This window comes from Pseudomonas lactis (genome assembly GCF_001439845.1).
GTDB classification, from domain to species: domain Bacteria; phylum Pseudomonadota; class Gammaproteobacteria; order Pseudomonadales; family Pseudomonadaceae; genus Aquipseudomonas; species Aquipseudomonas lactis.
The window spans coordinates 37577-61518 of record NZ_JYLO01000007.1 but is presented as its reverse complement, the minus strand read 5'-3'; the positions used below and the strand labels follow the sequence as shown (position 1 = coordinate 61518).

The window sequence follows — 23942 nt, the reverse complement described above, 5'->3', positions numbered from 1 at the left end:
TACCGAAAATATCGTCTGACACGTCGCTATCGCAGGCAAGCCAGCTCCCACATTCGATTGGGGGGCAGGTTATTCCAGGTGTTCGGGTTTGACCGGGTCGCCGGATTTCATATCCAACTGGTGGCGCACATCCTCAAACATCAGATCGTAATGCTTGTGCTGTGAACCGACGCTGCTATGGGTCTTGGGAATGCCGTATTTTTCGACAATCTTGGTCACATTGCTGGCGAAGTTATAGGCCTGGTCCTTGGGCAGGAAAAACGTTTCCTTCATGTCCTTGCCCTGGATGCTGCCATGCAGGGTGAACTGCATGCCTTTGCCTTCGCGGTCATCCGTGACGACTTCGTAGTCCAGGCACAGGTCGTAGCTGACATCGTCCTTGTTCAGCGCGTGTCGCTCGATATGCAAGTGGCCGGGTTCAAAGATAGCCATAGGCGTTTCTCCTCAACTTCACAGGTAGGTGATGCCAGGTTTTGCCGTGCTGATGCGCGTGCCGGCGCTGCCCTGGACGATGGCTTCGATGTCCGAGAGTGAACCGATCACCGCGGTTTTGCCAGTCTGACGGGCGAACTCGCAGGCGGCTTGTACCTTGGGGCCCATGGAGCCAGCGGCGAAGCCGAGTTTTTCCATATCGTCGGGGTGGGCCTGGCTGATGGCCTTCTGGGTTGGCTTGCCGAAGTCGATAAAGGCGGCGTTGACGTCGGTGGCGATGACCAGCAAATCGGCCTCCAGTTGCGTGGCCAGCAAGGAGGAGCACAGGTCTTTGTCGATCACCGCCTCGATGCCCTTGAGCTTGCCGTCTTCGCCATACATCGTTGGGATGCCGCCGCCACCGGCGCAGATCACGATGGCTTTTTTCTCCAGCAGCCATTTGATCGGGCGGATTTCAAAGATGCGTTTGGGGCGCGGGCTGGCGACCACGCGGCGGTATTTGTCGCCGTCGGGCGCGATGGCCCAGCCTTTTTCGGCGGCGAGCTTCTCGGCTTCGGCTTTGGGGTACACAGGGCCGATAGGCTTGGTGGGGTTCTGGAAGGCCGGGTCCTTGGCGTCGACTTCGACCTGGGTGAGCAGGGTGGCGAACGGCACTTCGAAGTCCAGCAGGTTGCCCAGTTCCTGTTCGATGATGTAGCCGATCATGCCCTCGGTCTCGGCGCCCAGCACGTCCAGCGGGTAAGGCGAGACGCTGGTGTAGGCCGCCGCCTGCAATGACAGCAGGCCGACTTGCGGGCCATTGCCGTGGGCGATCACCAGTTCGTTGCCGGGGTGGATCTTGGCGATCTGTTCGGTGGCGATGCGGATATTGGCGCGTTGGTTGTCTGCGGTCATGGGTTCACCACGACGCAGGAGGGCGTTGCCGCCCAGGGCTACGACGATGCGCATACAGAATGTCCTTCTAGAATGATCGTTCCCACGCTCTGCGTGGGAATGCCTCACCGGACGCTCTGCGTCCGCTCTTGTGGCGCAGAGCGCCACTGGCTGCATTCCCACGCGGAGCGTGGGAACGATCAGAGTGGGGTTAGATGTCTGCCAACGCCGACACCAGAATCGCCTTGATGGTATGCATGCGGTTTTCCGCCTGCTCGAAGGCGATATTGGCCGGCGACTCAAACACCTCTTCGGTCACTTCCACGCCATTGGCCAGGTGCGGATAGCGCGCTGCGATGTCCTTGCCGACCTTGGTTTCACTGTTGTGGAACGCCGGCAGGCAATGCATGAATTTCACCCGAGGGTTGCCCGAGGCTTTCATCATCTTGGCGTTGACCTGGTACGGCAGCAGTTGCTCGATGCGCTCGTCCCACGCTTCCACCGGTTCGCCCATGGACACCCAGATATCGGTGTGGATGAAGTCCACGCCCTTCACGGCCTCTGCAGGGTCTTCGGTGATGGTGATGCGTGCGCCGCTTTCCTCGGCAAAGGCCTGGCACTCTTTGATGAAATCTTCATGGGGCCACAGCGCTTTCGGCGCGCCGATGCGCACGTCCATGCCGAGCTTGGCGCCGATCATCAGCAGCGAGTTGCCCATGTTGTAGCGCGCGTCCCCCAGGTACGCGTAGCTGATGTCATGCAGCGGCTTGTCGCTGTGTTCGCGCATGGTCAGGGTGTCGGCGATCATCTGGGTCGGGTGGAATTCGGCGGTGAGGCCGTTGAACACCGGCACGCCCGCAAACTTGGCCAGATCTTCGACGATTTCCTGTTCAAAGCCACGGTATTCAATGGCATCGAACATCCGGCCCAATACGCGGGCGGTGTCTTTCATGCTTTCTTTGTGGCCGATCTGCGACGACACCGGGTCGATATAGGTGACGTGGGCGCCTTGGTCATGGGCCGCGACTTCGAAGGCACAGCGAGTGCGGGTCGAGGTTTTTTCGAAGATCAGCGCGATGTTCTTGCCCTGCAAGTGCGGGCGCTCGGTGCCGGTGTATTTGGCACGCTTGAGGTCGCGGGACAGGTCCAGCAGGTAATGCAGCTCGCGGGTGGTGTGGTGCATCAGCGACAGCAGGCTGCGGTTGCGCATATTGAAAGCCATGATGGAATCTCCTTAATAGTCGATAGGGTCGCGGATGATCGGGCAGGTCATGCAGTGGCCGCCGCCACGGCCACGGCCGAGTTCACCGGCGCTGATGGTGATGACTTCCACACCGGCCTTGCGCAGCAGGGTGTTGGTGTAGGTGTTGCGGTCGTAGCCAATCACCACGCCCGGCTCCACGGCCACCACGTTGTTGCCGTCATCCCATTGCTCGCGTTCGGCGGCGAAGCTGTTGCCGCCGGTCTCGACCACGCGCAGGGCCTTGAGGTTGAGCGCTGCAGCCACGGTTTCGAGGAAGTTGGTTTTCTCGCGCTGGATATCGATGCCGTGGGGCTTGCTCTCGTCAGGGCGCAGGGTGAAGGGCACGATCTGGTTGACCACTTCGGGGAAAACGGTGACCAGGTCGCGGTCGCAGAAGCTGAACACGGTGTCCAGGTGCATCGCCGCGCGGGATTTGGGCAGGCCGGCAACGATGACGCGTTCCACGGCTTTGTTCTGGAACAGGTTGCGCGCCAGTTGGCCGATGGCCTGGTGGGAGGAGCGCTCACCCATGCCGATCAACACCACGCCATTGCCAATCGGCATCACGTCGCCGCCTTCGAGCGTCGCGGCGCCATGTTCCAGGTCGGGGTCGCCGTACCAGATCTGGAAGTCCGCGTTGGTGAACTCAGGGTGGAATTTGTAGATGGCGCTGGTCAGCAGGGTTTCCTGGCGTCGCGCCGGCCAGTACATCGGGTTGAGCGTCACGCCGCCGTAGATCCAGCAGGTGGTGTCTCGGGTGAACTGGGTGTTGGGCAGCGGCGGTAGGATGAAGCTGGCGTGGCCGAGAAAATCGCGGAACATCTCGATGGTCTTGCCACCGAAGCTGCTCGGCAGGTCGTCGGCCGATACGCCGCCAATCAGGTATTCGCTGATTTTGCGCGGCTCCAGGCTGCGCAGCCACGAGCCAACTTCATCGACCAGGCCCAGGCCTACGGTGTTGGCGGTGATCTTGCGCTCCAGGATCCAGTCCAGCGCTTCGGGGTTGGCGACGATGTCGGTGAGCAGGTTGTGCATTTCCAGCACATCAATGTCCCGCTCGCGCATCTTGGTGACGAAGTCGAAGTGGTCGCGCTTGGCCTGGGCCACCCATAGCACGTCATCGAACAGCAGCTCGTCGCAGTTGTTGGGGGTCAGCCGCTGGTGGGCCAAACCTGGGGAGCACACCATGACTTTGCGCAGTTTGCCGGCTTCGGAATGTACGCCGTACTTCACTTTTTCCGTGGTCATTACAGATCCTCCAGTGAACAACAATTACAGGGTCAGGAAGCCGTCGTAGAGCCCATAGGCCGCCACCAGGGCGCCAATGACCACTGCGGCGAAAATCAGCTTCTCGACGGGGGTGAAAATCGGTTTGCCCAGTTCACGCTTGGCCTTGGCGAACAGGATCGCGCCGGGGGCGTAGAGCAGGGCGGAGAGCAGCAGGTATTTGGTGCCGCCGGCATACAGCAGCCAGATCGCATAGATCAGGGCGATGGCGCCGATGAACAGGTCTTTCTTGCGCTCTTTGAGGGCGTTCTCGTAGGTCTCGCCGCGCACCGCCAGCAGCAGGGCATAGGCCGCCGACCACAGGTAAGGCACCAGAATCATCGAGGTGGCGAGGTAGATCAGCGACAGGTAAGTGCTGGCGGAAAACAGCGTGATCACCAGGAATATCTGCACCATTGCGTTGGTCAGCCACAGCGCGTTGACCGGCACATGGTTGGCGTTTTCCTTGCGCAGGAACTCCGGCATGGTGTGGTCTTTGGCGGCGGCGAACATGATCTCCGCACACAGCAGCACCCAAGACAGCAGCGCGCCGAGCAGCGAGATGATCAAGCCCACACTGATCAGCACCGCACCCCAGTGGCCCACCACATGCTCCAGCACGGCGGCCATCGACGGGTTCTGCAGCTTGGCCAGTTCCGGTTGGGTCATGATCCCCAGGGACAGCACGTTCACCAGCATCAGGAACAGCAGCACGGTGATAAAGCCGATCACGGTGGCCTTGCCCACGTCACTGCGTTTTTCGGCACGGGACGAGAAGATGCTCGCGCCTTCGATGCCGATAAACACCCACACGGTGACCAGCATCATGTTGCGCACTTGGTTCATCACACTGCCCAGGTCAGGGTTTTTCACGCCCCAGATGTCAGCGGTGAAGATGTCCAGCTTGAACGCGAACAGCGCGATGAGCACGAACAGCAGCAGCGGCACCACCTTGGCGACGGTGGTCACCAGGTTGATGAACGCGGCTTCCTTGATCCCGCGCAGCACCAGGAAATGCACGGCCCACAACAGCACTGACGCAGCGATCACCGCCGTCGGGGTGTTGCCTTCGCCAAAGACCGGGAAGAAGTAGCCCAGGGTGCTGAACAGCAAGACGAAGTAGCCGACGTTGCCCAGCCAGGCGCTGATCCAGTAGCCCCAGGCGGATGAAAAGCCCATGTAGTCGCCGAAACCGGCCTTGGCGTAGGCGTAGACCCCGCCGTCGAGGTCAGGCTTGCGGTTGGCGAGGGTCTGGAACACGAAGGCGAGGGTCAACATACCGATGGCGGTAATCACCCAGCCAATCAACACCGCACCGACATCGGCGCTGGCGGCCATGTTTTGCGGCAATGAAAAGATGCCGCCGCCAATCATCGAGCCGACGACAAGTGCGACCAGGGCGCCTAATCGAAGTTTTCCGGGAGTTTCAGACATTGCATGACTCCAATGCAGGAGAAGAGAGACCACAGAATAATTCCGTGCGCTAATCAAACAGCTGACTCAGATCACTTCATTGGCACATTCCATTGTGAATTAACGACTTAGGGTGAGATTTTGCGGGCGAAAAAAATCCCGCAAAGACGCTGGGTAGAGCGCTCTCTGCTTTATGGTTAATCAATTGGTTGGGGCATGGGTGTTGACGCTAGTTCGTATTTGCGAATGTGCAAATTTTTTGTACGTTGTTTGACTATCGCTTCATAATTGACGTATTTAAATTCTAAATAAGCCTAAACTTCGTGCCTTTACATATCCTTATGTTATGACAACGTTATTAATTTGAATTACTTGCGTGCGCAGTTGTCACCCAACCGTTTATTTCGAGGAACCTGCATGACCCAACCCGCCCAGAAACTCCGGCTCAGTGCCCTGATCGCCCTGGTGGTGGGCTCGATGATTGGCGGCGGCATCTTTTCATTGCCGCAGAACATGGCCGCCCGTGCCGAGGTGGGCGCCATACTGATCGGCTGGGCAATCACCGCTATCGGCATGCTGACCCTAGCCTTTGTGTTCCAGACGTTGGCGAACCGTAAGCCCGAGCTGGATTCCGGGGTATATGCGTACGCCAAGGCAGGGTTCGGCGACTACATGGGTTTTTCATCCGCCTGGGGTTACTGGATCAGTGCGTGGATGGGCAACGTCGGTTATTTCGTCTTGCTGTTCAGCACCCTCGGCTACTTTTTTCCGGCGTTCGGCCAGGGCAATACGCCGCTGGCCATCGGCTGCGCCTCGCTGCTGCTGTGGGCGGTGCATTTTCTGGTGATGCGCGGGATCAAAGAGGCGGCGTTCATCAATCAGGTAACGACGGTGGCGAAGATTGTGCCGCTGCTGATGTTTATCGTGATCGCTGCGGTTGCATTCAAGGCGGATATCTTCACCCGCGATATCTGGGGCCTGGGTAACCCGCAGATGGGCAGCGTGGTCGAGCAGGTGCGCCACATGATGCTGGTCACGGTGTTTGTCTTTATCGGCATCGAAGGCGCCAGTGTTTACTCGGCACGGGCACAGAAACGCTCGGACGTGGGGCGCGCCACAGTGATTGGCTTCGTGGGCGTGCTGGCCTTGCTGGTGCCGGTGAACGTGCTGTCCCTGGGCATCATGAGCCAGCCGGAGCTGGCGCAGTTGCAGAACCCGTCCCTGGCCGGTGTGTTGGAGCATGTCGTTGGGCCTTGGGGCGCGGTATTGATCAGTATCGGCCTGGCGGTTTCGCTGCTCGGGGCGTTGCTCTCGTGGGCGCTGCTGTGCGCGGAAATCCTTTATGCCACCGCCCAGGACAAGACCATGCCGGCGTTCCTGAAGAAGGAAAACGCCAATCAGGTGCCGGTCAATGCCTTATGGCTGACCAACGTGATGATCCAGGCATTCCTGGTGATCACGCTATTTTCAGCCAGCACCTACACCACCCTGATCTACCTGGCGTCGTCGATGATCCTGGTGCCTTACTTGTGGTCGGCGGCCTATGCGGTGCTATTGAGCGCGCGCGGCGAAACCTATGCCGGCTGGCAGCGCCGGCGCATGAAAGATCTGCTGGTGGGGCTGATTGCCCTCGGTTACGCGATTTGGCTGCTGTATGCGGGGGGCTTGAAGTACTTGCTGCTGTCGGCGTTGCTGTACGCACCGGGCGTGATCCTGTTTGCCCTGGCCAAGCGCGAGCAGGGCCAGCCGTTGTTTACCACCGTGGAAAAAGGCATTTTCAGCGGCGTGATCGCGGGCGCCGGGTTGGCCGCGTACGGGCTGTATAGCGGGGTATTGTCACTGTGAGGTTGGCGTATCAACCGCCCTACGACTGGGCGGCGATGCTGGGGTTCTTATCGGTGCGAGCGATTACCGGGTTGGAAACCGTGGTCGCTGGCGTGTACCGACGCAGCATCAGTGTGGCAGGGATACATGGCTGGATCAGCGTCGAACCGGGGGCGGGGGATTGGCTGGAGGTGACGGTCGACTTTCCCGAGCCTGGCGCCATGCCTGAGATCGAGCGGCGCTTGCGCAGGATGTTTGATCTGGATGCCGTGCCTGAGGTAATCAACGCGCAATTGGCGCAGGACCCCCTGATGGCGCAACTGGTTGCGGCCCGTCCTGGCCTGCGGCTGCCTGGCACCTGGGATGGGTTGGAGCTGGCGATTCGTGCGGTGCTGGGTCAGCAGATCACCGTGGTGGCGGCGATTCGCCTGGCGGGCAAGTTGGTGGCGCAGTATGGTCAGGCGCTGTCAACCCCGCACGCCGGTATCACCCACCTGTTTCCGACACCTGAAGTGCTGGCGGCGGCGGACCTGGCCACCCTGGGCATGCCCAAGGCGCGGGGGCGTACCTTGTCTGGTGTGGCCCAGGCGCTGTTGGATGACCCACAGCTTTTCGAACCCAAGGCCAGCCTCCAGGACGGCGTTGCACGGCTGGTTGCGTTGCCGGGGATTGGAGAGTGGACCGCGCAGTACATCGCCATGCGCCAGTTGCGCGAGGTGGATGCATTTGCGTCGGGGGATATCGGGCTGATCAATGCTTTGGCAGCGTTGGAAGGTGGGCCGGTGTCGGCGCGGCAGTTATTCGCGCGGGCCGAGGCGTGGCGGCCGTTGAGGGCGTATGCGGCGCAGCATTTGTGGACGTCGTTGAACCGCGGGGATTGATAGCGACGGTGATGGCCCCATCGCGGGCAAGCCCGGCTCCCACACTGATCCTGTGGGAGCTGGCTTGCCTGCGATAGCGGTGCCCAGGTCACCACTGAGGCCGGTGTGACCCTAACTCCACCGCCGGTAAATCCCACTGCAACGGCGTGCCACTGATGCTTAGCGGCGCCAGCAGTCGATGGGCCTGGCCCCAGGCTGTCTGCTCCACGACCAGGCCTTGGTCATTGATGTCTTCCTCACGCAATGCCGCTTGCTGTGCCACTGGCCCGGCCTCCACCAGTAACTTCGCCGTACGCGCCAACGACAAACGCGCCGACCCGCCGCGTCCGGAGTCCAGGCGCTCGGCCAACGCCCGGATCGCACTGGCGGCCATCAAATAGCCGGTAGCGTGATCCAGCGCCTGCACCGGCAGCGGCAGCGGTTTATCCGTCTGTTTCCAGGCCATGCCGGCCTCGGCAATCCCGCTGCTCATCTGCACCAGGCTGTCAAAGCCACGACGATTACGCCATGGGCCGCTCCAGCCGTAGGCGTTGAGGCTGACGTCGATCAGGCCGGGGGCGAGGTGCTGCCGTTCGCCAAGGGTATAACCCAGTTGCTCAAGGGCATCGGCGCGGTAGCCGTGGAACAGGATGTCGGCGTCCTTGAGCAACGCTTCAAACACCTGCCGGTCGTCGTGGCGCTTTAGATCAAGGCGAGCGCAGCGTTTACCCAGGGTCATTTCCGGGACGACGCCAGGTTCGTTCCAGGTGGGTGAGTCGATGCGCAGTACGTCGGCACCCAAGCCTGCGAGGAAACGACTGGCCACCGGACCGGCCAGTACGCGGGTTAAATCCAGCACCTTGATGCCGGCCAGTGGGCGAGCGGCTGAGCCGAGCCAGGGTGTGTCGATGCCGGGTTCGAAGACCTCGCGCTGAATCAACGCCTCGGCATTTACCGCCAAGCCCTGGGGGTGCTGCTGCCAGGCTTGCCAGCTACGCATCTGCGCCGCACAACCGCCCGCATCGACCACCGCCTGTTCCAGTTCGGCGGCTTTCCAGGTTGCGACTTTGCTCGCCATTGCTGCGCGATCAGCGGCAGGCCCCAGTACCCGCTCGGCCGCTGCACGATGATGGGGCGCGTTGGTGTGCAAGCGAATCCAGCCATCGGCGCTGGCGTAGTCACCCGCTACCGGGTCCCACAAAGGCGGCACTTGCCAACCCACGGGGCGAATCGACGAGGAGAACCACAACGAGGCCAGGCGCCGATCCACGCTGACGCTGGGCAGGCGCCCGGTTTGTTGCTCAATCAACTGCGCGACGGCCTGGCCGGCGGCGCCGATGCTGGCGGCCGCCAGGTCAGTCACGGCAAAGGTCGAAGGCAGGGCGCCGGCCTGGGGCTGGGGCAATGGGGCGTGCGGTAAAGCGAGTGCGGCTTGGATGGGAGTCAGCAGGTCAGTCATCAAAGGCCCTCCGTAAGAGAAGGGCCACTATAGAAGATCATCCCACTGGTATGGCAACCCCAGGGATCAAGGGCAGTTCGATGCTGGCGATAAAACCGCCCTCGGGATGGTTGGCCAGGATCAGGTTGCCGCCATGGCGCTCGGCGGCGCGACGGGCGATGGCCAGGCCCAGGCCATGGCCTTGGGCGGTCTGGCCCGGCGCACGGTAGAACGGCTCGCCCAATTGGCTCAGGTGCTCGGCTTCAACGCCGGGGCCGTGGTCGCGTACGCTGATCAGAATGCGCCCGCCTTGATGCTGGGCCTGCAATTCAATCGGCTCGCCCACCGGGTTGAAGCGCTGGGCATTGCGCAGCAGGTTGTCCACGGCGCGTTCGATCATGGTCGGCCAGCCTTTAAGCTGTAAATCATTGGCAGTCGTCAGTTGCACCACTTGCTCAGGGGCACTGAGTTGGGCGTCCTTTTGCAGAGCCCTGAGCAACGGGTTTAGATCGATGTCTTCGGCGCTGGCGTTGTCGGCGTCGACCCGTGCCAATACCAGGATCTCGCTGATCAAGGCTTCCAGGCGATCGCATTCGCGGGTCAGGCGTGGCCAGAGTTTTTCCCGTTCTTCGGGGCTGGCGCGTTCGGCCAGGGCCAGGGCGATACGCAAGCGCGCCAGGGGGGAGCGCAGTTCGTGGGAGACGTCGCGCAGCAACTGGCGCTGGCTGCCGATCAGGCTTTGCAGGCGCGCGCCCATGCGGTTGAAGTCGTTGGCCAACACGCCGAACTCGTCGCGCCTGTTGGCCAGTTGCGCCAGGCTGTTCTGTTGATAAGTGGTTTGCCCCAGGTCATGCACCGCGCCGCGCAGACGGCTGAGCGGGCGGGTGATGGACAAGGTCACCAGCAAGCTGAACAGGGTCAGCACCACCAGGGTAATCGCCAGTGCACTGAGAGGCCACAGCAGGCTGCTGCGGTGCCAGGCGTCCAGCTCCGGGTGAGGAATACGGTAAATCAGCAGATAGGTATCGCCGGTTTTGGCGCTGGTGTACTCGGCGGTCAGGCGCCGCCAGGGCAGGTGGCCGTCCTGGCTGTCGTTCTGGCGGGCTTCGAACGCGGCGGCGCGGCGCGGGAAGGTGCCGCGCACCACCGGGTCGCCGCTTTCGTTAAGCACTTGCACGTCGATGTGGTACTGGCGTTTGCGCTGCTGCAACAAGTCCTGGGCGGCATCTTCGCCCTGGGTTTCGTAGAGCTGCGTCCACTCCTGGGCCAGGTTGTTGAGCCCAGGGTGGCGGCTGAGAATCCAGGCGTCCTGGTTGAGCATGTGCCCAAGCAGGATCGATAACCCGGCAACCAGGGCGATGGCCAGCCAGAAACTCGCCAGGATACGCCAGAACAATGAACGCACAGGAAACCCTCAAACAGGAAAAGCCCAGCGGCGCGAACCACTGGGCTGGGGGTGAAGCTAGGCCATTATTGCGCTTTTTGCGCTTGCTGGGCTTTCCAGGCCTGGAACTCTTTCCATTCGGCGCGGCGCTCGGCTTGCTTCTTGACGATTTCGTCGTACTTCTTCTGCTGGTCGGGCTTGAGCACGGCACGGATATCGGCCTGGGTTTTCTGCTTGCCGGCGGCGATTTCGTCCTGCATGGCCTTCTGGTCAGCGGCCGGGAGTTTGTCCAGGTACTTTTGGGTCAGGTCTTTGCGGGCGTGCCATTGGTCACCCATCAGCTTGCGGATCTGTTCGCGCTGTTCCTTGCTCAAGTCCAGCTGGCTGAACGGGCCGCCTTTGCCACGCGGGCCGTGTTCACCGTGGCCTGGGCCACCCATCATGCGGCTTTCAGGCCCGCCCATCGGGCCTGGGCCTTCCGGCATTGCCATGGCAACGGTGGGCAGGGCGGTGGCGAACATCAAAGCGATAAGGGTCTTGCGCATGGTGTATCTCCTGTCTCTATTCCGGTGAGTCCGGATGTGAGTAGGTTACGCAGCGCAAGGTCAGCGGCGGTCAGGGGAGGGTAAAGCTTCGGTAAAGACGGGTTTGATAGGAGCTGACAAAACCCTTGAAGGTGATGAAATCAATGGTGGGAGCTGGCTTGCCTGCGATAGCGGTGGGCCAGTTAGCATAACGGTGGACTGACACACCGCTATCGCAGGCAAGCCAGCTCCCACAGGGTTAAGCGTGATGTTTAGAGGCTGTAGTAGTAACCACGACTACGCAACGCCACGATCCGTGGCCGGCCATCGGGGTGTGGGCCGATCTTTTTGCGCAGGTTGCTGACGTGCATGTCCAGGCTGCGATCGTAGAGGGTCAACTTGCGGCCCAGGGCGATCTGCGCCAGTTCCTGTTTGTCCAGGGGCTCGCCGGGTTGGCGCAGCAGCGCTTCAAGCAGGCGGCTTTCGGAGACGGTGAGGGCGAACTCCTGTTCATCGATGCTGACCACGCCGCGCACCGGGCTGAAGCACAGGTCGCCCAGTTCCAGCTGGGTGGACACCGCGGCTGGGTGGCTGCGGCGTAATACGGCGCGCAGGCGCGCCGTCAGCTCACGCGGGTCGCAGGGCTTGGCCAGGTAGTCGTCGGCGCCCAGTTCCAGGCCGAGGATGCGGTCCAGGGGTTCGCCCCGGGCCGAGAGCATCAGCACCGGCAACTCCGGGTGGTCGTTGCGCAATTGCTTGAGCAGCTCCAGGCCGCTGCCATCGGGCAACATCACGTCGAGCACCACGGCCGCAGGCGCACTGTCGGCCAAGGCTTTACGGGCGCTCAAGCCGTCGTGGCAGGCGCGCACCTGGAAACCTTCCTGGCTCAACCAACTGGTCAGCAGCTCACAGAGCTCCTGGTCATCATCTATCAGTAACAGCTCGCTCATGACTCACTCAATTTAGCCATTGTCGGCGGCGAAGGCCCCACCGGTGACGCCGTGAGCCATTATGAGTACGCCGAAACGATTAGGTTCGACGCAGCCGGGCTCAAGGCAAGACTTGCTTGAACGGCTTGATCACCACATCGGTGTAGACCCCTGCTGCAACGTAAGGGTCAGCCTTGGCCCAGGCCTCGGCGTCGGCCAGGGAAGCGAACTCGGCCACGATCAGGCTTCCGGTGAAACCGGCGTCGCCCGGGTCATTGCTGTCGACGGCCGGGTGCGGGCCGGCCAGTACGATGCGGCCTTCGGCTTGCAGCTGTTTGAGGCGCTCGACATGGGCCGGGCGTACGCTCAGGCGTTTTTCCAGGGAGTTGGCAACGTCGGTGGCAATGATGGCGTAGAGCATGTCAGTCCTCGGTTTTTGGTGTGGTAGCAGCGGTGTCATGCAGGTGACGCGACAGGTAGATACCCTGGCCGATCAAAAACAATACGGTCATGCCCAGGCTGCCGAACACTTTGAAGTCGACCCAGTAGTCCTGGAAGGTAAACGCCACGAACAGGTTGGCGGCGCCGCAGAACAGGAAAAACACGATCCAGGCCACGTTCAGGCGTACCCACACCGGCTCCGGCAAGGTCAGCGCATGGCCCATGATCCGCTTGATCAGCAGGCGGTCACCGATGAAGTGGCTGCCGATGAACACCAGGGCGAACAGCCAGTTCACCACCGGGGCTTTCCATTTAAGGAAGGTTTCGCTGTGGAAGGCCAAGGTCAGGCCGCCGAATACCAGGCAGGCGATAAGGGTGAGCCATTGGCTTTTTTCCAGCTTGCGCTGGGAGATGAAGATGGCGCCGTAGACCAGGATTGAGCTGACGATCAGTACGGCGGTGGCGCTGTAGATGCCCCCGAACGATAACTCGTGGCCGGCGATTTCGATGACCCTGGGGTCGAGTTTGGTAACGATGAAAAACAGCAACAGCGGGATGAAGTCGATGAATTGTTTCACAGTAAGAGCCAGAAGCTGGATGTGGCGGCATAATAACAAACATCCTTGGTTGCGATAGCGCCAGCTGACTTGAGGTTACACACTCCCGTGAATGTTGATTTGCACTGCCACAGCACGGCCTCCGACGGCGCCCTGGCGCCTGCGGTACTGGTTGCGCGTGCGTTTGAAAAAGGCGTGCGAGTTTTGGCATTGACCGACCACGACACCCTCGAGGGTCTCGATGAAGCCCGCCAGGCCGCGCATTCCCTGGGCATGCAGCTGGTCAACGGGGTGGAATTGTCCTGCACCTGGGGCGGCGCCACCATCCATGTACTGGGCTACGGTTTTGATCAAAAGGCCCCGCCCTTGGTGGCGGCGATTGCCCAATTGCACGATGGCCGCTGGCTGCGGTCCGAAGAAATAAGCCGCAAGCTCAGCCTTAAAGGCATGCCGGGTGCCCTCGACGGCGCCCGCGCCATCCAGCAGGAGCTGGGCGACAGCGGCAACGCACCGGCCCGTCCGCACTTTGCCGACTGGATGGTGCGTGAAGGCTATGTGAAGGATCGCGCCGAAGCCTTTCGCAAATGGCTGGGCGCCGGCAAGTTGGGCGACGTGAAGCTGCATTGGCCGACCCTGGAAGACACCGTCCAGACCCTGCGGGCCTCCGGGGCCTGGGTCAGCTTGGCGCATCCCTGGCATTACGATTTCACCCGCAGCAAGCGCCGCAAGCTGATCAGCGACTATATTGGAGCGGGAGGCCACGCCATCGAGGTGGTCAACGGGCATCAACCCGCCGAACAGGTCGGCAGCCTGGCGATCCTTGCCCGCGAATTTGGTCTGCTGGTCAGTGCCGGCAGTGACTTTCATGGCCCAGGCGGCTGGTCCGAGATCGGCGAGTATCGCCAGGTCCCGGAAGATCTGCCGCTGTTGTGGGGGCGATTCAAGCATGACCCCATTATTGCCACCGTCTGAACAGGTAGAGCACGTGAGTCAATTCTTCCAGATTCATCCGGAAAACCCTCAAGCGCGCCTGATCAAGCAGGCCGTAGAGATCATCCGTGCCGGTGGTGTAGTCATCTACCCGACGGATTCGTCATACGCCATTGGCTGCCAGATCGGCGACAAGGGCGCGGTCGAGCGGGTAAGGCGCCTACGCCAGCTGGACGACAAGCACAACTTTGCGCTGATCTGCAGCGACTTGTCCCAGCTTGGGCTGTTTGCGAAGGTCGACACCGGCACCTTTCGTCTGCTCAAGGCCCACACGCCGGGGCCCTACACGTTCATTCTCAACGCCACCCGCGAAGTGCCGCGCCTGTTGCTGCACCCCAAGAAGCGCACCATCGGCCTGCGCGTGCCGGAACACCCGATTGCCCTGGCGCTGCTGGCCGAGTTGGGCGAACCGCTGATGAGCGTGTCGTTGATCCTGCCCGGCGAAACCGAGCCGTTGTACGACCCTTACGAAATGCGCCGATTGCTGGAAAAACACGTCGACCTGATCATCGACGGCGGCTACGGCGGCAATAAGGCCTCCACGGTGATCAACCTGGCCGACGGTGAGCCAGAAGTGGTGCGTGTGGGTTGTGGCGACCCGGCTCCGTTCATGGTCGAGGCCTGAATGTCGGCCGTGGAAACCGCTGACCCCCAGGCCGGCGCCCAGCAGGAACTGCCGTTTGCCATGGTGTACGGCCAGGCGGTCATGGAAATGCCCTTGGACCTGTACATCCCGCCGGACGCCCTGGAGGTGTTCCTTGAAGCCTTCGAAGGCCCGCTGGACTTGCTGCTGTACCTGATCCGCAAGCAGAACATCAATATCCTCGACATCCCGGTGGCAGAAATCACCCGCCAGTACATGGGCTATGTCGAGCTGATGCAGTCGGTGCGCCTGGAACTGGCCGCTGAATACCTGGTGATGGCCGCCATGCTCGCTGAGATCAAGTCGCGCATGCTGCTGCCGCGCTCGGAGACGGTGGAAGCCGAAGAGGATGACCCACGCGCCGAGTTGATCCGCCGCCTGCAGGAGTACGAACGCTTCAAGGCCGCCGCCGAAGGCATCGACGGCCTGAGCCGTGTGGGCCGTGATGTGGTGGTGCCCAAGCTCGACGCCCCCGAGGCGCGCGCGCGCAAATTGCTGCCAGACGTGAGCCTGGAAGAATTGCTGATGTCCATGGCCGAAGTACTGCGCCGTGGCGATATGTTCGAGAGCCACCAGGTCAGCCGTGAAGCGCTGTCCACCCGCGAGCGCATGAGCGATGTGCTGGAACGTCTCAAGGGCGGTGGGTTTGTGCCCTTTGTCGAGTTGTTCACCGCCGAAGAAGGGCGCCTGGGCGTGGTGGTGACCTTTATGGCGATCCTAGAGCTGGTCAAGGAGTCCTTGGTCGAGCTGGTGCAGAATGAGCCTTTTGCGGCTATCCACGTGCGGGCGCGAGCCGAATAACGAGCTGAATCGATGAATCTGACTGAACCCCGCGAACTGGCCCCTTTGCTGGAGGCCTTTCTCCTGGCCTCGGGTAAACCGCAATCTTTGGAGCGCCTGTTCGAGCTTTTTGAAGAAGCCGAACGCCCGGAGCCGCCGGTCTTCAAGAAGGCCTTGGAGATCCTGCGCAAGTCCTGCGAGGGCCGTGCCTTTGAACTGCGCGAAGTGGCGTCGGGTTACCGCCTGCAGATCCGTGAGAAGTTTTCGCCGTGGGTCGGGCGGTTGTGGGAAGAGCGCCCGCAGCGATATTCCCGGGCGATGCTGGAGACCATGGCGCTGATCGCCTATCGCCAGCCCATCACCCGCGGCGAGATCGAAGACGTGCGTGGCGTGGCGGTGAACAGCCATATCGTCAAGACCCTGCTGGAGCGCGAGTGGATTCGCATCGTCGGCTACCGTGATGTGCCGGGCAAACCGGCGATGTTCGCCACCACCAAGGTGTTCCTCGATCACTTCAACCTGAAAAACCTCGACGATCTGCCGCCCCTGGCCGAACTGCGGGAAATGGAAGCCGAGCCGGTGCTCGACTTCGACGACGCGCCGGTGCCGCAAAGCCTGCAGGAACTGGCCGATGCCAGCGCCGAGCCGGAGGAGCCCAAGGACGAGACCAGTTTCCATACGCTGTTGCTGGAACTGGACGACATGGAGCAGGGGATCAAGACCGACTTCGACGATTTGCTGCGTGATGGTGCGGCGGAGCCAGAAACCCAGGTGAACGTTGAATCCGAGCCTGAGGTCGAAGCCGAAGACGATGTGCTTGGCGTGGCCCAGGCCCGGGAAAAGCTCCTGGCCGCCGTCGCCGCCCTCGAACAGCCGCCCCTGAGTGACGAAGAAGACGAAGCCCGGGCGCTGGCCGAGGCCATCGAAAACGAGCGCCGCCAGCTCGAAGACTGACCGGCTCTGACGTTCACCGCGCAACCCATGTTGGAGCTGGCTTGCCTGCGATGCAGACGCCTCGGTCTCTCAGATGCAAGGAGGTGATGCCATCGCAGGCAAGCCAGCTCCCACAGAGGATCGACCATGAGTGCCCTGAAAGACCCGTGCATCAGCATCTGTAAATTCAACGACGACATCTGCGTCGGCTGTGGCCGCAGCAAGCGTGAAATCCGTGCCTGGAAGAAACTCGATAAAGCCGACAAGCGCACGGTATTGGCCGAAGCCGAGCTGCGATTGCTGGCCCTGGGGGCCACCGGTCGGCGGAAAAGCAAATGAGCTGGGCGTTATCGGCTAGTCTGTGATGCGCAACACGCGCCATGCGCGTATGATTCGCGACCCCTTGCCGACCTATTCGGCCAAGGCCCCGCTTTCAATACCCCTCAGGCCATGCCTGAATCGACCCACCGGGAGGTGCTTACGATGAATGACCAAGACCAGAAAGACCAGGAAATCGGCCCAGCAGGCGAAAAACTGCAAAAGGTGCTGGCGCGTATCGGCGTGGGCTCGCGCCGCGACGTCGAAGCCTGGATCACCCAGAAGCGCATCAAGGTCAACGGCGTCGAGGCCACCCTCGGCCAGCGCGTCGACCTGCACGATGCAATCACCATTGATGGCAAGGTCATCAAGCGTGAAGAGGCCGCCGAATCGGTGCGCCGCGTGATCATGTACAACAAGCCCGACGGCGAGATCTGCACCCGTGACGACCCGGAAGGCCGTCCGACCGTGTTCGACAAGATGCCCAAGCCTAAAGAAGGTCGCTGGATCAACATCGGCCGCCTGGACATCAACACCACCGGCTTGCTGATGTTCACCACTGACGGTGAGTTGGCCAACCGCCTGATGCACCCGTCCTACGAGATGGACCGTGAATACGCCGTGCGTGTGCGTGGTGAAGTCGATGACGAGATGATCGAACGCCTCAAGGCGGGCGTGGTGCTCGAAGACGGCCCGGCCAAGTTCACCGACATCAAGCAGGCGCCAGGTGGCGAAGGTTTCAACCACTGGTACCACTGCGTGGTGATGGAAGGCCGTAACCGTGAAGTGCGTCGCCTGTGGGAGTCCCAGGGCCTGGTGGTCAGCCGCCTCAAGCGCGTGCGTTTTGGCCCGGTGTTCCTGAACTCCGACCTGCCGATGGGCCGCTGGCGCGAAATGAGCCAGTACGAAGTCGATATCCTCAGCGCCGAAGTGGGCCTGACGCCGGTTGCCATGCCGCAGATGAACGCCAAGAGCAAAGACAAGCTTGAGCGTATGCAGCGTAAATCGTCGCGCCCGGTGCCACGTACCGAACGTGTTGCCCGCACCCTGCGCCCTGCGCTGGATGCACCGGCCACCGGCGGTCGTATCTCGCGTCAGCCGCACATTGAAGGCGAGCGCCGCCCCACCGCGCCATCGCGTCAAGAAGGCGAGCGTGCGCCACGTACGCCGCGTCCTGCGCCGGCGGGTGGTCGCAGCAACCGTGGTGAATCGGATCGCCCGGCCGACAACGCCAGCACCAAGCGTCCAGCCAAGCCAGCGGCGAACAAGCGCCCTGGCCCGAAACTGGTCGCGGACGAGCCGTCGGGCAAGCGCCGTGGCGCCCCGGCCGGTTCCGGCCAGCGCCCTGGTTTTGGTCGCAAGAAGCCGCAGTGATGCGTTAAGCGCTGCACAAAAACGCCAACCCTAGGGTTGGCGTTTTTTTTGCGATCTACCTTTGAAATGCAATCAACTGTGGGAGCTGGCTTGCCTGCGATAGCGGTGGGTCAGCCACCTTTATGCTAACTGACCCACCGCTATCGCGGGCAAGCCCGGCTCCCACAGGGATCTCTATACGTCTGACGGATTTTTAAAAGGCAAAGGCGCCATCAAACACCGGCTTGTCATCCAGCGCCAGCACCCCACTGGCAAAGATCAGGTCCAGGTGATGACTGCCTTTCTGCCCGCCACCCAAGCCCAGGTGCAACCCGCAATGGCGCTCTTCAAACCCGGCATTGCGCGCATACAGGTCCTTGACCCCTTCATTGGTACCAATCCCCAACTCCTCCACACGACGGTTGGACGGGTTGGCATTCAGGTACTTGTTGAAATCATCCGCCAGCCCCGGCACATCACTGGCCACGCTGCAAACGGTGGAGTTTTCGATCCATAACTCCAGCGGTGATTGCAGCACGCCGTATTTGCGTGCAAAGGGGATAGTACTGAGGAAGGTGCCGACAAACCGCACCTGGCCGTTGATGGCTTCGCTGTGGGTGGCGATTTCGCCGGGCGCCAGGTCGTGGTTGCCGACGCCGTTGATATTGGTCCACTTCTTGATGCTGCTCATCGGCGCTTCCAGGCGCGAACCGTGTTTGTCGGTAAAGCTCAGCACGTTGGCCTGGGCCATGCGCCGGATCAACGTGGCGTTGAGGTCGGCGATGCGTTGGGGCTCGACGCTGAAGGTGTCGTAGAAATAGTCGCCGTAATCCTTGAACAGCAGGGATTTCTTCCAGTGCTCGGCCATCACGCCTTGCAGGGCGCGGATAAAGTCAGGGCCTTCGGCGCGTGGGTTGGGCAGCGTGGAGGAATCGTAGAGAAACAGGTACAGGTCGCAGCTTTGAATGGCCTGGGCCAGGGTGTCGCTGGGCGCCAGGTCCAGGCGTTGCAGTTGGAAGTTGAAGCGGGCGGCGCTGCCTTGGGTTATCGCCTGGGCGATGGCGTCATAGCGCGCGGTATGGCCCAGCAACACGGTAGGGCGGTTCAGGCCGTTGAGGGCCGGATGGTGCGCAAGGTAGTAGAGAAAGTGTTCGACGGCGCGGGCCTTGTCCATGACGGGTGTCCTTCTGTGCCTTGGGTAAGGGGGCAGGCGCCGTGCACAGCGCCTGCCGGATGCCTGCCGGGTATTAGAAAGGCCACATCGCAGTGCCAAAAGGCACAACGGCATCGGCTTGCATCATTTCAACGGCGGCCTCATGGGTCGGCGCTTCAAACCAATCGTCGAGTTGCAGTTCGGTTTCCAGGTCGTTTTCCAGTGCTTGCATGGTGTATCTCCTAGAGGACGTTGATTGAGAACGGCTCACCCACGGGCTTCGTGGGCAAGTGCAAAGAACCTAGAAGAGAGTGTTTCGAAATGCAAAAAATTTATTGACACGGTTTCATTTGGATTTTTTCTTCTGTTTTTTGTCGAGTTTTTTTATTCAGGTAAAACAGTGAATTGGCTGAAGCGATTCTTCAGACGTTGCCTACCGACAGAATTCCGTTGAAGGCTGCCAAAGTCTGGCTGTAACGCAGATTTTCCGGGGTGTAACGATAGATTTACGTAACTGCCCTGGCTTTGCTGGGGGGCATGCTGATGTAAGCATTAGCTGACAGATTTGCCTGTGCACTTTCCCGGTGCGTGCCGAAGCTGTCGAGCGGTGTACAATGCGCCGCGTTTTACTGTGACCCCCCCTTGCGTACCCACGCAAAAGGCTAAGACCTCAGGGTTTGATCCCCCTGATCACTCCGCCTGGCCACGAGCCGGACGGGTTCGATTTCGTCACAGATAAAAACAAACAGGTGACGCATGACCATTAGAAAAACGCTGTACTCCTGGTGCCTGCGCTGGGGTTTGAGCGGCGCTGCTTGAGTCGGTAATTCAAGGCAGCAACCTGCATTCAACTCTTCAAACCTTGCGTGAGACCCTTTTCATGAGTGGACCCCATTCTTCTTCAGGCGAGCTGAAACGCGGCCTGAAAAACCGGCATATCCAGTTGATCGCCCTCGGTGGCGCCATCGGCACCGGCCTGTTCCTGGGCTCGGCCGGGGTGCTCAAATCCGCCGGCCCGTCGATGATCCTGGGCTATGCCATCTGCGGCTTTATCGCCTTCATGATCATGCGCCAGCTTGGCGAAATGATTGTCGAGGAGCCGGTCGCCGGCTCCTTCAGCCACTTTGCCCACAAGTACTGGGGCGGTTTCGCCGGCTTCCTGTCGGGCTGGAACTGCTGGATTCTGTACATTCTGGTGGGTATGTCGGAACTGACGGCCGTCGGCAAGTACGTGCACTACTGGTGGCCGGAGATTCCGACCTGGGTCTCGGCGGCGGCGTTCTTCGTGCTGATCAACGCGATCAACCTGGCCAACGTCAAAGTCTTCGGTGAAGCCGAGTTCTGGTTCGCCATCATCAAGGTGGTGGCGATCGTCGGCATGATTGCCCTGGGCAGCTACCTGCTGGTCAGCGGCAGCGGCGGCCCGCAAGCCTCGGTCAGCAACCTGTGGGAGCATGGTGGTTTCTTCCCTCATGGCGTCGGCGGCTTGGTGATGGCCATGGCGATCATCATGTTCTCCTTCGGCGGTCTGGAAATGCTCGGCTTTACCGCTGCCGAAGCCGACCAGCCACGTACCGTGATCCCCAAGGCGATCAATCAGGTGATCTATCGCATCCTGATTTTCTACATCGGTGCCCTGGTGGTACTGCTGTCGCTCACCCCGTGGGACAGCCTGCTGGCGACCCTCAACGCCTCCGGCGATGCCTATAGCGGTAGCCCGTTCGTACAGGTGTTCTCGATGCTGGGCAGTAACACGGCCGCGCATATTCTCAACTTCGTGGTGCTGACGGCCGCGCTGTCGGTGTACAACAGCGGCACCTACTGCAACAGCCGCATGCTCTTGGGCATGGCCGAGCAAGGCGATGCGCCCAAGGCCCTGGCGAAGATCGACAAGCGCGGTGTGCCGGTGCGTTCGATCCTGGCCTCGGCGGCGATCACCCTGGTGGCGGTGCTGATGAACTACCTGATGCCCCATGACGCGCTGGAACTGTTGATGTCGCTGGTGGTGGCCACGTTGGTGATCAACTGGGCGATGATCAGCTTCTCCCACTTCAAGTTCCGCCAGCACATGAACCGCACCGGCCAGGTGCCGCTGTTCAAGGCGCTGTGGTACCCGTATGGCAACATCATCTGTGTAGCGTTTGTGGTGTTTATTTTGGGCACCATGTTGATGATTCCGGGCATTGACCGCTCGGTGTACGCGATCCCGGTGTGGGTGGCGTTCATGGGCGTTTGTTACTGGGTCAAGAACAAGCGGGCGCAGCAGTCCATGGATATGGCGGTCCCCGCGGTGAAGTAAGCGTCAATGTTGTTAAGCAGACCCGGCCTTGTGCCGGGTTTGTTGTTTGAGGGGATGGCCAAGGTGCATTCGCGTATCCTAGGGCTTCTTCCGGAGGACCGTGTTACATGCTGGTGATTTCCAACAACGTACAGCTGCCCGATGCCGAGATCGAGCTGACCGCCATTCGTGCCCAGGGTGCCGGTGGGCAGAACGTCAATAAAGTGTCGAGTGCGGTGCACCTGCGGTTTGATATTCCGGCCTCGTCGTTGCCAGAGTTCTACAAGGAGCGCCTGCTGGCGCTGCGTGACAGCCGCATCACCAGCGAAGGCGTGCTGGTGCTCAAGGCCCAGCAATATCGCACCCAGGAGCAGAACCGCGCCGATGCGCTGGAGCGTCTGGTGGAGTTGATCCAGAGCGCCACCAAGGTCGAGAAAAAGCGTCGTCCGACCAAGCCTACCCTGGGCTCGAAGAAACGCCGCCTGGAGTCCAAGACCAAGCGCGGCAGCATCAAGGCCGGGCGCGGCAAGGTCGACTTCTAGGCGTCGCGTGTTTCGCGGGCCTTGGGCGCCTGCCGGTACAGGTAGACGCTCAGCAGCAAACCGGCGAAAGCGGCGAGGGCGGCGAACAGGAAGATCGAGGCAAAGCCAAAACCTGCCGCCACGGCGCCCGCCAGTGGCCCGGTGATGCCCAGGGACAAATCGATAAACAGCGAATAGGCGCCCACCGCCGAGCCACGGCTGGAGGCCGGCACCAGGTTGACCGCCTCTACCCCCAACGCCGGGAACACCAGGGAAAAGCCGAAGCCGCTCAACGCCGCACCCGCCAACGCCAGCTGGGCATCCGGCGCCAGCCACAGCAACAGCAGGCCCAGCACTTCCACCGACAGGCAAGCGATGGCGACGCGAAACCCGCCAATGCGGTTGATCAAATTACCAAACAGCAAGCGCGCGCCGATAAAGCTGGCACCGAACAGGCTCAAGGCCCACACCGCGTTATCCCAGTGCTGGGTGCTGTAATACAACGTGATAAAGGTGGCGATGGTGCCAAAGCCGATAGAGCCCAATGCCAGCGCGCAACCATGGGGGAGCACGCGGCCCAGTACATTCATGAACGGCAAACGGATGCCGGGCACAATCGGCGCGGCTTGTTTTTTCCAGGCCAACACCACACCCAGTACGGCCAACAGAATGATGCTGACGCCCATGCTCCACAGCCCCAACTGGCTGACCAGCAGCACCCCCAACGGCGCGCCGACCGCCAGCGCGCCGTAGCTGGCGATGCCGTTCCAGGAAATAACCTTGGCCGTGTTCGCGGCGCCGACACGGCCAATGCCCCAGCCAATCGCGCCCGAACCCACCAGGCTTTCGGCGCTGCCCAACACCAGTCGACCGATCAGCAGGCAACCGAGGCTGAAGGCCGGCAGGCTGGAGAACCACGCCGCCAGCAACATGAATACGCCGCTCAAACCGCAGCCCACCAGGCCGATCAGCACGGCGCGCTTGCTGCCCAGGTTGTCGATGATCTTGCCGGCATAGGGGCGGCTCAGCAGGGTAGCCAGGTATTGCACGCTGATTACCAGCCCGGCGATAACGGCGCCATAGCCCAGTTGGCTATGCACATAACCGGGCAATACGGCCAGGGGGATGCCGATATTCAGGTAGCCGATAAAGGTAAACAGCACGATGGAAACGACTTGCAGCGTGACCGCCATAGGGCGCTGGGTATCTGGCATGGGAGAGATCCACTGTCGCAGCAGGTAAAGATAGGCTGCTAATGATACCGGCGCGCAGGCCGGGCAGGGCGGCAAAAATGTAAAACGTCAGATCTAAAGCCGATCAAGCGTGGGCGGGGGCCAGCAATTGGGTGGTCACCAGGGCCGCCAGGGCGTTTTCCTGGGTGCCGAAGCGCTTGAGCAGTGCCGCTTGCTTGTCGGCACTGAGGCGGTTCCAGACTTCGACCATTTGCAAGGCAGCGTCGAGTACAGCGGCGTCCGGCGTGTCGGAAGGGGAAGTGGTCATAGTGAAGGTCTCGGATGATTCAGGCAGTGTGGAAAGCGCTCAAAGGCGCGCTTTCCACACGGTCTGGTACGGCGTCAGTCCCGGCTTTCGCGCTCGACTGGTTTTGCTTCTTTGGCCTCAGGCTGCTTGTCGCTGGCCTGCTGCGGTGTTGGCTGCTCAGTTGGGTGCAGGCTTGGGAAGGGGAGATTAGGTATCTCGTGCATCGTGGTCGCTCCTCGCAAGGTCTGTTTTTTCAATCGCAGGTGATTCCGCGCTCTCAAAAAGCCTTGGCAGGATACAGCACCGTAAA

The 23942-nt window shown here is 61.2% G+C and carries 25 protein-coding genes; 10 read left to right on the top strand and 15 right to left on the bottom strand.

Going from position 1 to position 23942, the window contains the following annotated elements:
- Positions 1–69: 69 nt before the first annotated feature.
- The 5 genes from TX24_RS12865 to arcD (TX24_RS12845) all read right to left on the bottom strand — a co-directional run bounded on the left by TX24_RS12865 (position 70) and on the right by arcD (TX24_RS12845) (position 5248).
- Entirely contained in the window at positions 70–432 is a 363-nt protein-coding gene (locus tag TX24_RS12865) for a DUF5064 family protein (RefSeq protein ID WP_057710468.1), read from the bottom strand.
- Between the two features lie 18 nt (positions 433–450).
- Positions 451–1380, bottom strand: coding sequence for a carbamate kinase (gene arcC / locus TX24_RS12860; RefSeq protein ID WP_057710467.1), 930 nt, complete (start codon positions 1378–1380; stop codon positions 451–453).
- Between the two features lie 136 nt (positions 1381–1516).
- Positions 1517–2527: an ornithine carbamoyltransferase gene (locus tag TX24_RS12855; RefSeq protein WP_057710466.1), complete on the bottom strand. Its 1011-nt coding sequence runs from the start codon at positions 2525–2527 to the stop codon at positions 1517–1519.
- 12 nt (positions 2528–2539) lie between these two features.
- Positions 2540–3796: an arginine deiminase gene (arcA, locus tag TX24_RS12850; protein WP_054918486.1), complete on the bottom strand. Its 1257-nt coding sequence runs from the start codon at positions 3794–3796 to the stop codon at positions 2540–2542.
- 24 nt (positions 3797–3820) lie between these two features.
- Positions 3821–5248 (bottom strand): arginine-ornithine antiporter, encoded by a 1428-nt coding sequence (gene arcD / locus TX24_RS12845; protein ID WP_032895542.1) that lies wholly within the window; start codon positions 5246–5248, stop codon positions 3821–3823.
- 396 nt (positions 5249–5644) lie between these two features.
- On the opposite strand from arcD (TX24_RS12845), the gene arcD (TX24_RS12840) reads away from it, so the two are divergent.
- Positions 5645–7072, top strand: coding sequence for an arginine-ornithine antiporter (gene arcD, locus TX24_RS12840; protein WP_057710465.1), 1428 nt, complete (start codon positions 5645–5647; stop codon positions 7070–7072).
- Positions 7069–7932 carry a DNA-3-methyladenine glycosylase family protein gene (locus TX24_RS12835; protein WP_057710464.1) on the top strand — a complete coding sequence of 288 codons (864 nt, stop codon included), beginning with the start codon at positions 7069–7071 and terminating at the stop codon, positions 7930–7932. Before arcD (TX24_RS12840) ends, TX24_RS12835 begins: the two co-directional genes overlap by 4 nt.
- An 88-nt stretch (positions 7933–8020) precedes the next feature.
- Here TX24_RS12835 and TX24_RS12830 read toward each other — a convergent pair whose 3' ends face one another.
- The 6 genes from TX24_RS12830 to TX24_RS12805 all read right to left on the bottom strand — a co-directional run bounded on the left by TX24_RS12830 (position 8021) and on the right by TX24_RS12805 (position 13205).
- Entirely contained in the window at positions 8021–9370 is a 1350-nt protein-coding gene (locus tag TX24_RS12830; RefSeq protein WP_057710463.1) for a CoA transferase, read from the bottom strand.
- A 37-nt stretch (positions 9371–9407) separates the two neighbouring features.
- The gene (locus tag TX24_RS12825) at positions 9408–10754 is read right to left on the bottom strand and encodes a sensor histidine kinase (protein WP_034134363.1); all 1347 of its coding nucleotides are present in this window, start codon (positions 10752–10754) and stop codon (positions 9408–9410) included.
- 65 nt (positions 10755–10819) lie between these two features.
- Positions 10820–11278 carry an LTXXQ domain protein gene (locus tag TX24_RS12820; RefSeq protein ID WP_003193804.1) on the bottom strand — a complete coding sequence of 153 codons (459 nt, stop codon included), beginning with the start codon at positions 11276–11278 and terminating at the stop codon, positions 10820–10822.
- A gap of 251 nt (positions 11279–11529) precedes the next feature.
- Entirely contained in the window at positions 11530–12207 is a 678-nt protein-coding gene (locus TX24_RS12815; protein ID WP_003193803.1) for a response regulator transcription factor, read from the bottom strand.
- Between the two features lie 100 nt (positions 12208–12307).
- Positions 12308–12607: a YciI family protein gene (locus TX24_RS12810; RefSeq protein WP_003193801.1), complete on the bottom strand. Its 300-nt coding sequence runs from the start codon at positions 12605–12607 to the stop codon at positions 12308–12310.
- A 1-nt stretch (position 12608) separates the two neighbouring features.
- Entirely contained in the window at positions 12609–13205 is a 597-nt protein-coding gene (locus tag TX24_RS12805) for a septation protein A (RefSeq protein ID WP_003193799.1), read from the bottom strand.
- 87 nt (positions 13206–13292) lie between these two features.
- Between TX24_RS12805 and TX24_RS12800 the strand changes: the two genes are divergently transcribed.
- From TX24_RS12800 to rluB, 6 genes are all read left to right on the top strand, one after another.
- Positions 13293–14156: a PHP domain-containing protein gene (locus TX24_RS12800; RefSeq protein WP_003193798.1), complete on the top strand. Its 864-nt coding sequence runs from the start codon at positions 13293–13295 to the stop codon at positions 14154–14156.
- Positions 14157–14169: 13 nt separating this feature from the next.
- Complete coding sequence (locus TX24_RS12795) at positions 14170–14799, top strand: L-threonylcarbamoyladenylate synthase (protein WP_003193796.1); 630 nt, start codon at positions 14170–14172, stop codon at positions 14797–14799.
- 120 nt (positions 14800–14919) lie between these two features.
- Positions 14920–15618, top strand: coding sequence for a segregation and condensation protein A (locus TX24_RS12790; RefSeq protein ID WP_164365898.1), 699 nt, complete (start codon positions 14920–14922; stop codon positions 15616–15618).
- Between the two features lie 12 nt (positions 15619–15630).
- A complete protein-coding gene (gene scpB, locus TX24_RS12785) occupies positions 15631–16551 on the top strand; it encodes an SMC-Scp complex subunit ScpB (RefSeq protein WP_003193794.1) in 921 nt (306 codons plus the stop codon).
- Positions 16552–16677: 126 nt separating this feature from the next.
- Positions 16678–16869: a DUF1289 domain-containing protein gene (locus tag TX24_RS12780; protein ID WP_003193793.1), complete on the top strand. Its 192-nt coding sequence runs from the start codon at positions 16678–16680 to the stop codon at positions 16867–16869.
- A gap of 144 nt (positions 16870–17013) precedes the next feature.
- Positions 17014–18222: a 23S rRNA pseudouridine(2605) synthase RluB gene (rluB, locus tag TX24_RS12775; RefSeq protein ID WP_003193792.1), complete on the top strand. Its 1209-nt coding sequence runs from the start codon at positions 17014–17016 to the stop codon at positions 18220–18222.
- Between the two features lie 193 nt (positions 18223–18415).
- Here the strand turns inward: rluB and TX24_RS12770 are convergent, their stop codons facing one another.
- The gene (locus tag TX24_RS12770; RefSeq protein ID WP_057710462.1) at positions 18416–19375 is read right to left on the bottom strand and encodes a CgnE/CgnB domain-containing protein; all 960 of its coding nucleotides are present in this window, start codon (positions 19373–19375) and stop codon (positions 18416–18418) included.
- A gap of 73 nt (positions 19376–19448) precedes the next feature.
- Complete coding sequence (locus TX24_RS32150; protein ID WP_003175756.1) at positions 19449–19586, bottom strand: hypothetical protein; 138 nt, start codon at positions 19584–19586, stop codon at positions 19449–19451.
- Positions 19587–20234: 648 nt separating this feature from the next.
- Between TX24_RS32150 and TX24_RS12760 the strand changes: the two genes are divergently transcribed.
- On the top strand, positions 20235–21653 hold the full coding sequence (locus TX24_RS12760; RefSeq protein WP_057710461.1) for an amino acid permease: 1419 nt from the start codon (positions 20235–20237) through the stop codon (positions 21651–21653).
- Between the two features lie 107 nt (positions 21654–21760).
- The gene (gene arfB, locus TX24_RS12755; RefSeq protein ID WP_003193787.1) at positions 21761–22174 is read left to right on the top strand and encodes an alternative ribosome rescue aminoacyl-tRNA hydrolase ArfB; all 414 of its coding nucleotides are present in this window, start codon (positions 21761–21763) and stop codon (positions 22172–22174) included.
- Here arfB and TX24_RS12750 read toward each other — a convergent pair.
- On the bottom strand, positions 22171–23367 hold the full coding sequence (locus TX24_RS12750; RefSeq protein ID WP_034134359.1) for an MFS transporter: 1197 nt from the start codon (positions 23365–23367) through the stop codon (positions 22171–22173). The genes arfB and TX24_RS12750 overlap by 4 nt on opposite strands.
- 103 nt (positions 23368–23470) lie before the next feature.
- Positions 23471–23653: a hypothetical protein gene (locus TX24_RS12745; RefSeq protein ID WP_003193784.1), complete on the bottom strand. Its 183-nt coding sequence runs from the start codon at positions 23651–23653 to the stop codon at positions 23471–23473.
- Positions 23654–23942: the final 289 nt, after the last annotated feature.

Excerpts from the sequence above, each read along its gene's own strand:
- TX24_RS12815 (WP_003193803.1), bottom strand. The coding sequence starts at position 12,207 with ATGAGCGAGCTGTTACTGATAGATGATGACCAGGAGCTCTGTGAGCTG.
- TX24_RS12745 (WP_003193784.1), bottom strand. The coding sequence starts at position 23,653 with ATGACCACTTCCCCTTCCGACACGCCGGACGCCGCTGTACTCGACGCT.
- arcD (WP_057710465.1), top strand. The coding sequence starts at position 5,645 with ATGACCCAACCCGCCCAGAAACTCCGGCTCAGTGCCCTGATCGCCCTG.
- rluB (WP_003193792.1), top strand. The coding sequence starts at position 17,014 with ATGAATGACCAAGACCAGAAAGACCAGGAAATCGGCCCAGCAGGCGAA.
- TX24_RS12865 (WP_057710468.1), bottom strand. The coding sequence starts at position 432 with ATGGCTATCTTTGAACCCGGCCACTTGCATATCGAGCGACACGCGCTG.
- TX24_RS12750 (WP_034134359.1), bottom strand. The coding sequence starts at position 23,367 with ATGCCAGATACCCAGCGCCCTATGGCGGTCACGCTGCAAGTCGTTTCC.
- arcD (WP_032895542.1), bottom strand. The coding sequence starts at position 5,248 with ATGTCTGAAACTCCCGGAAAACTTCGATTAGGCGCCCTGGTCGCACTT.
- arcC (WP_057710467.1), bottom strand. The coding sequence starts at position 1,380 with ATGCGCATCGTCGTAGCCCTGGGCGGCAACGCCCTCCTGCGTCGTGGT.
- TX24_RS12810 (WP_003193801.1), bottom strand. The coding sequence starts at position 12,607 with ATGCTCTACGCCATCATTGCCACCGACGTTGCCAACTCCCTGGAAAAA.
- TX24_RS12820 (WP_003193804.1), bottom strand. The coding sequence starts at position 11,278 with ATGCGCAAGACCCTTATCGCTTTGATGTTCGCCACCGCCCTGCCCACC.
- arcA (WP_054918486.1), bottom strand. The coding sequence starts at position 3,796 with ATGACCACGGAAAAAGTGAAGTACGGCGTACATTCCGAAGCCGGCAAA.
- scpB (WP_003193794.1), top strand. The coding sequence starts at position 15,631 with ATGAATCTGACTGAACCCCGCGAACTGGCCCCTTTGCTGGAGGCCTTT.
- TX24_RS12770 (WP_057710462.1), bottom strand. The coding sequence starts at position 19,375 with ATGGACAAGGCCCGCGCCGTCGAACACTTTCTCTACTACCTTGCGCAC.
- TX24_RS12830 (WP_057710463.1), bottom strand. The coding sequence starts at position 9,370 with ATGACTGACCTGCTGACTCCCATCCAAGCCGCACTCGCTTTACCGCAC.
- TX24_RS32150 (WP_003175756.1), bottom strand. The coding sequence starts at position 19,586 with ATGCAAGCACTGGAAAACGACCTGGAAACCGAACTGCAACTCGACGAT.
- TX24_RS12760 (WP_057710461.1), top strand. The coding sequence starts at position 20,235 with ATGAGTGGACCCCATTCTTCTTCAGGCGAGCTGAAACGCGGCCTGAAA.
- TX24_RS12780 (WP_003193793.1), top strand. The coding sequence starts at position 16,678 with ATGAGTGCCCTGAAAGACCCGTGCATCAGCATCTGTAAATTCAACGAC.
- arfB (WP_003193787.1), top strand. The coding sequence starts at position 21,761 with ATGCTGGTGATTTCCAACAACGTACAGCTGCCCGATGCCGAGATCGAG.
- TX24_RS12855 (WP_057710466.1), bottom strand. The coding sequence starts at position 2,527 with ATGGCTTTCAATATGCGCAACCGCAGCCTGCTGTCGCTGATGCACCAC.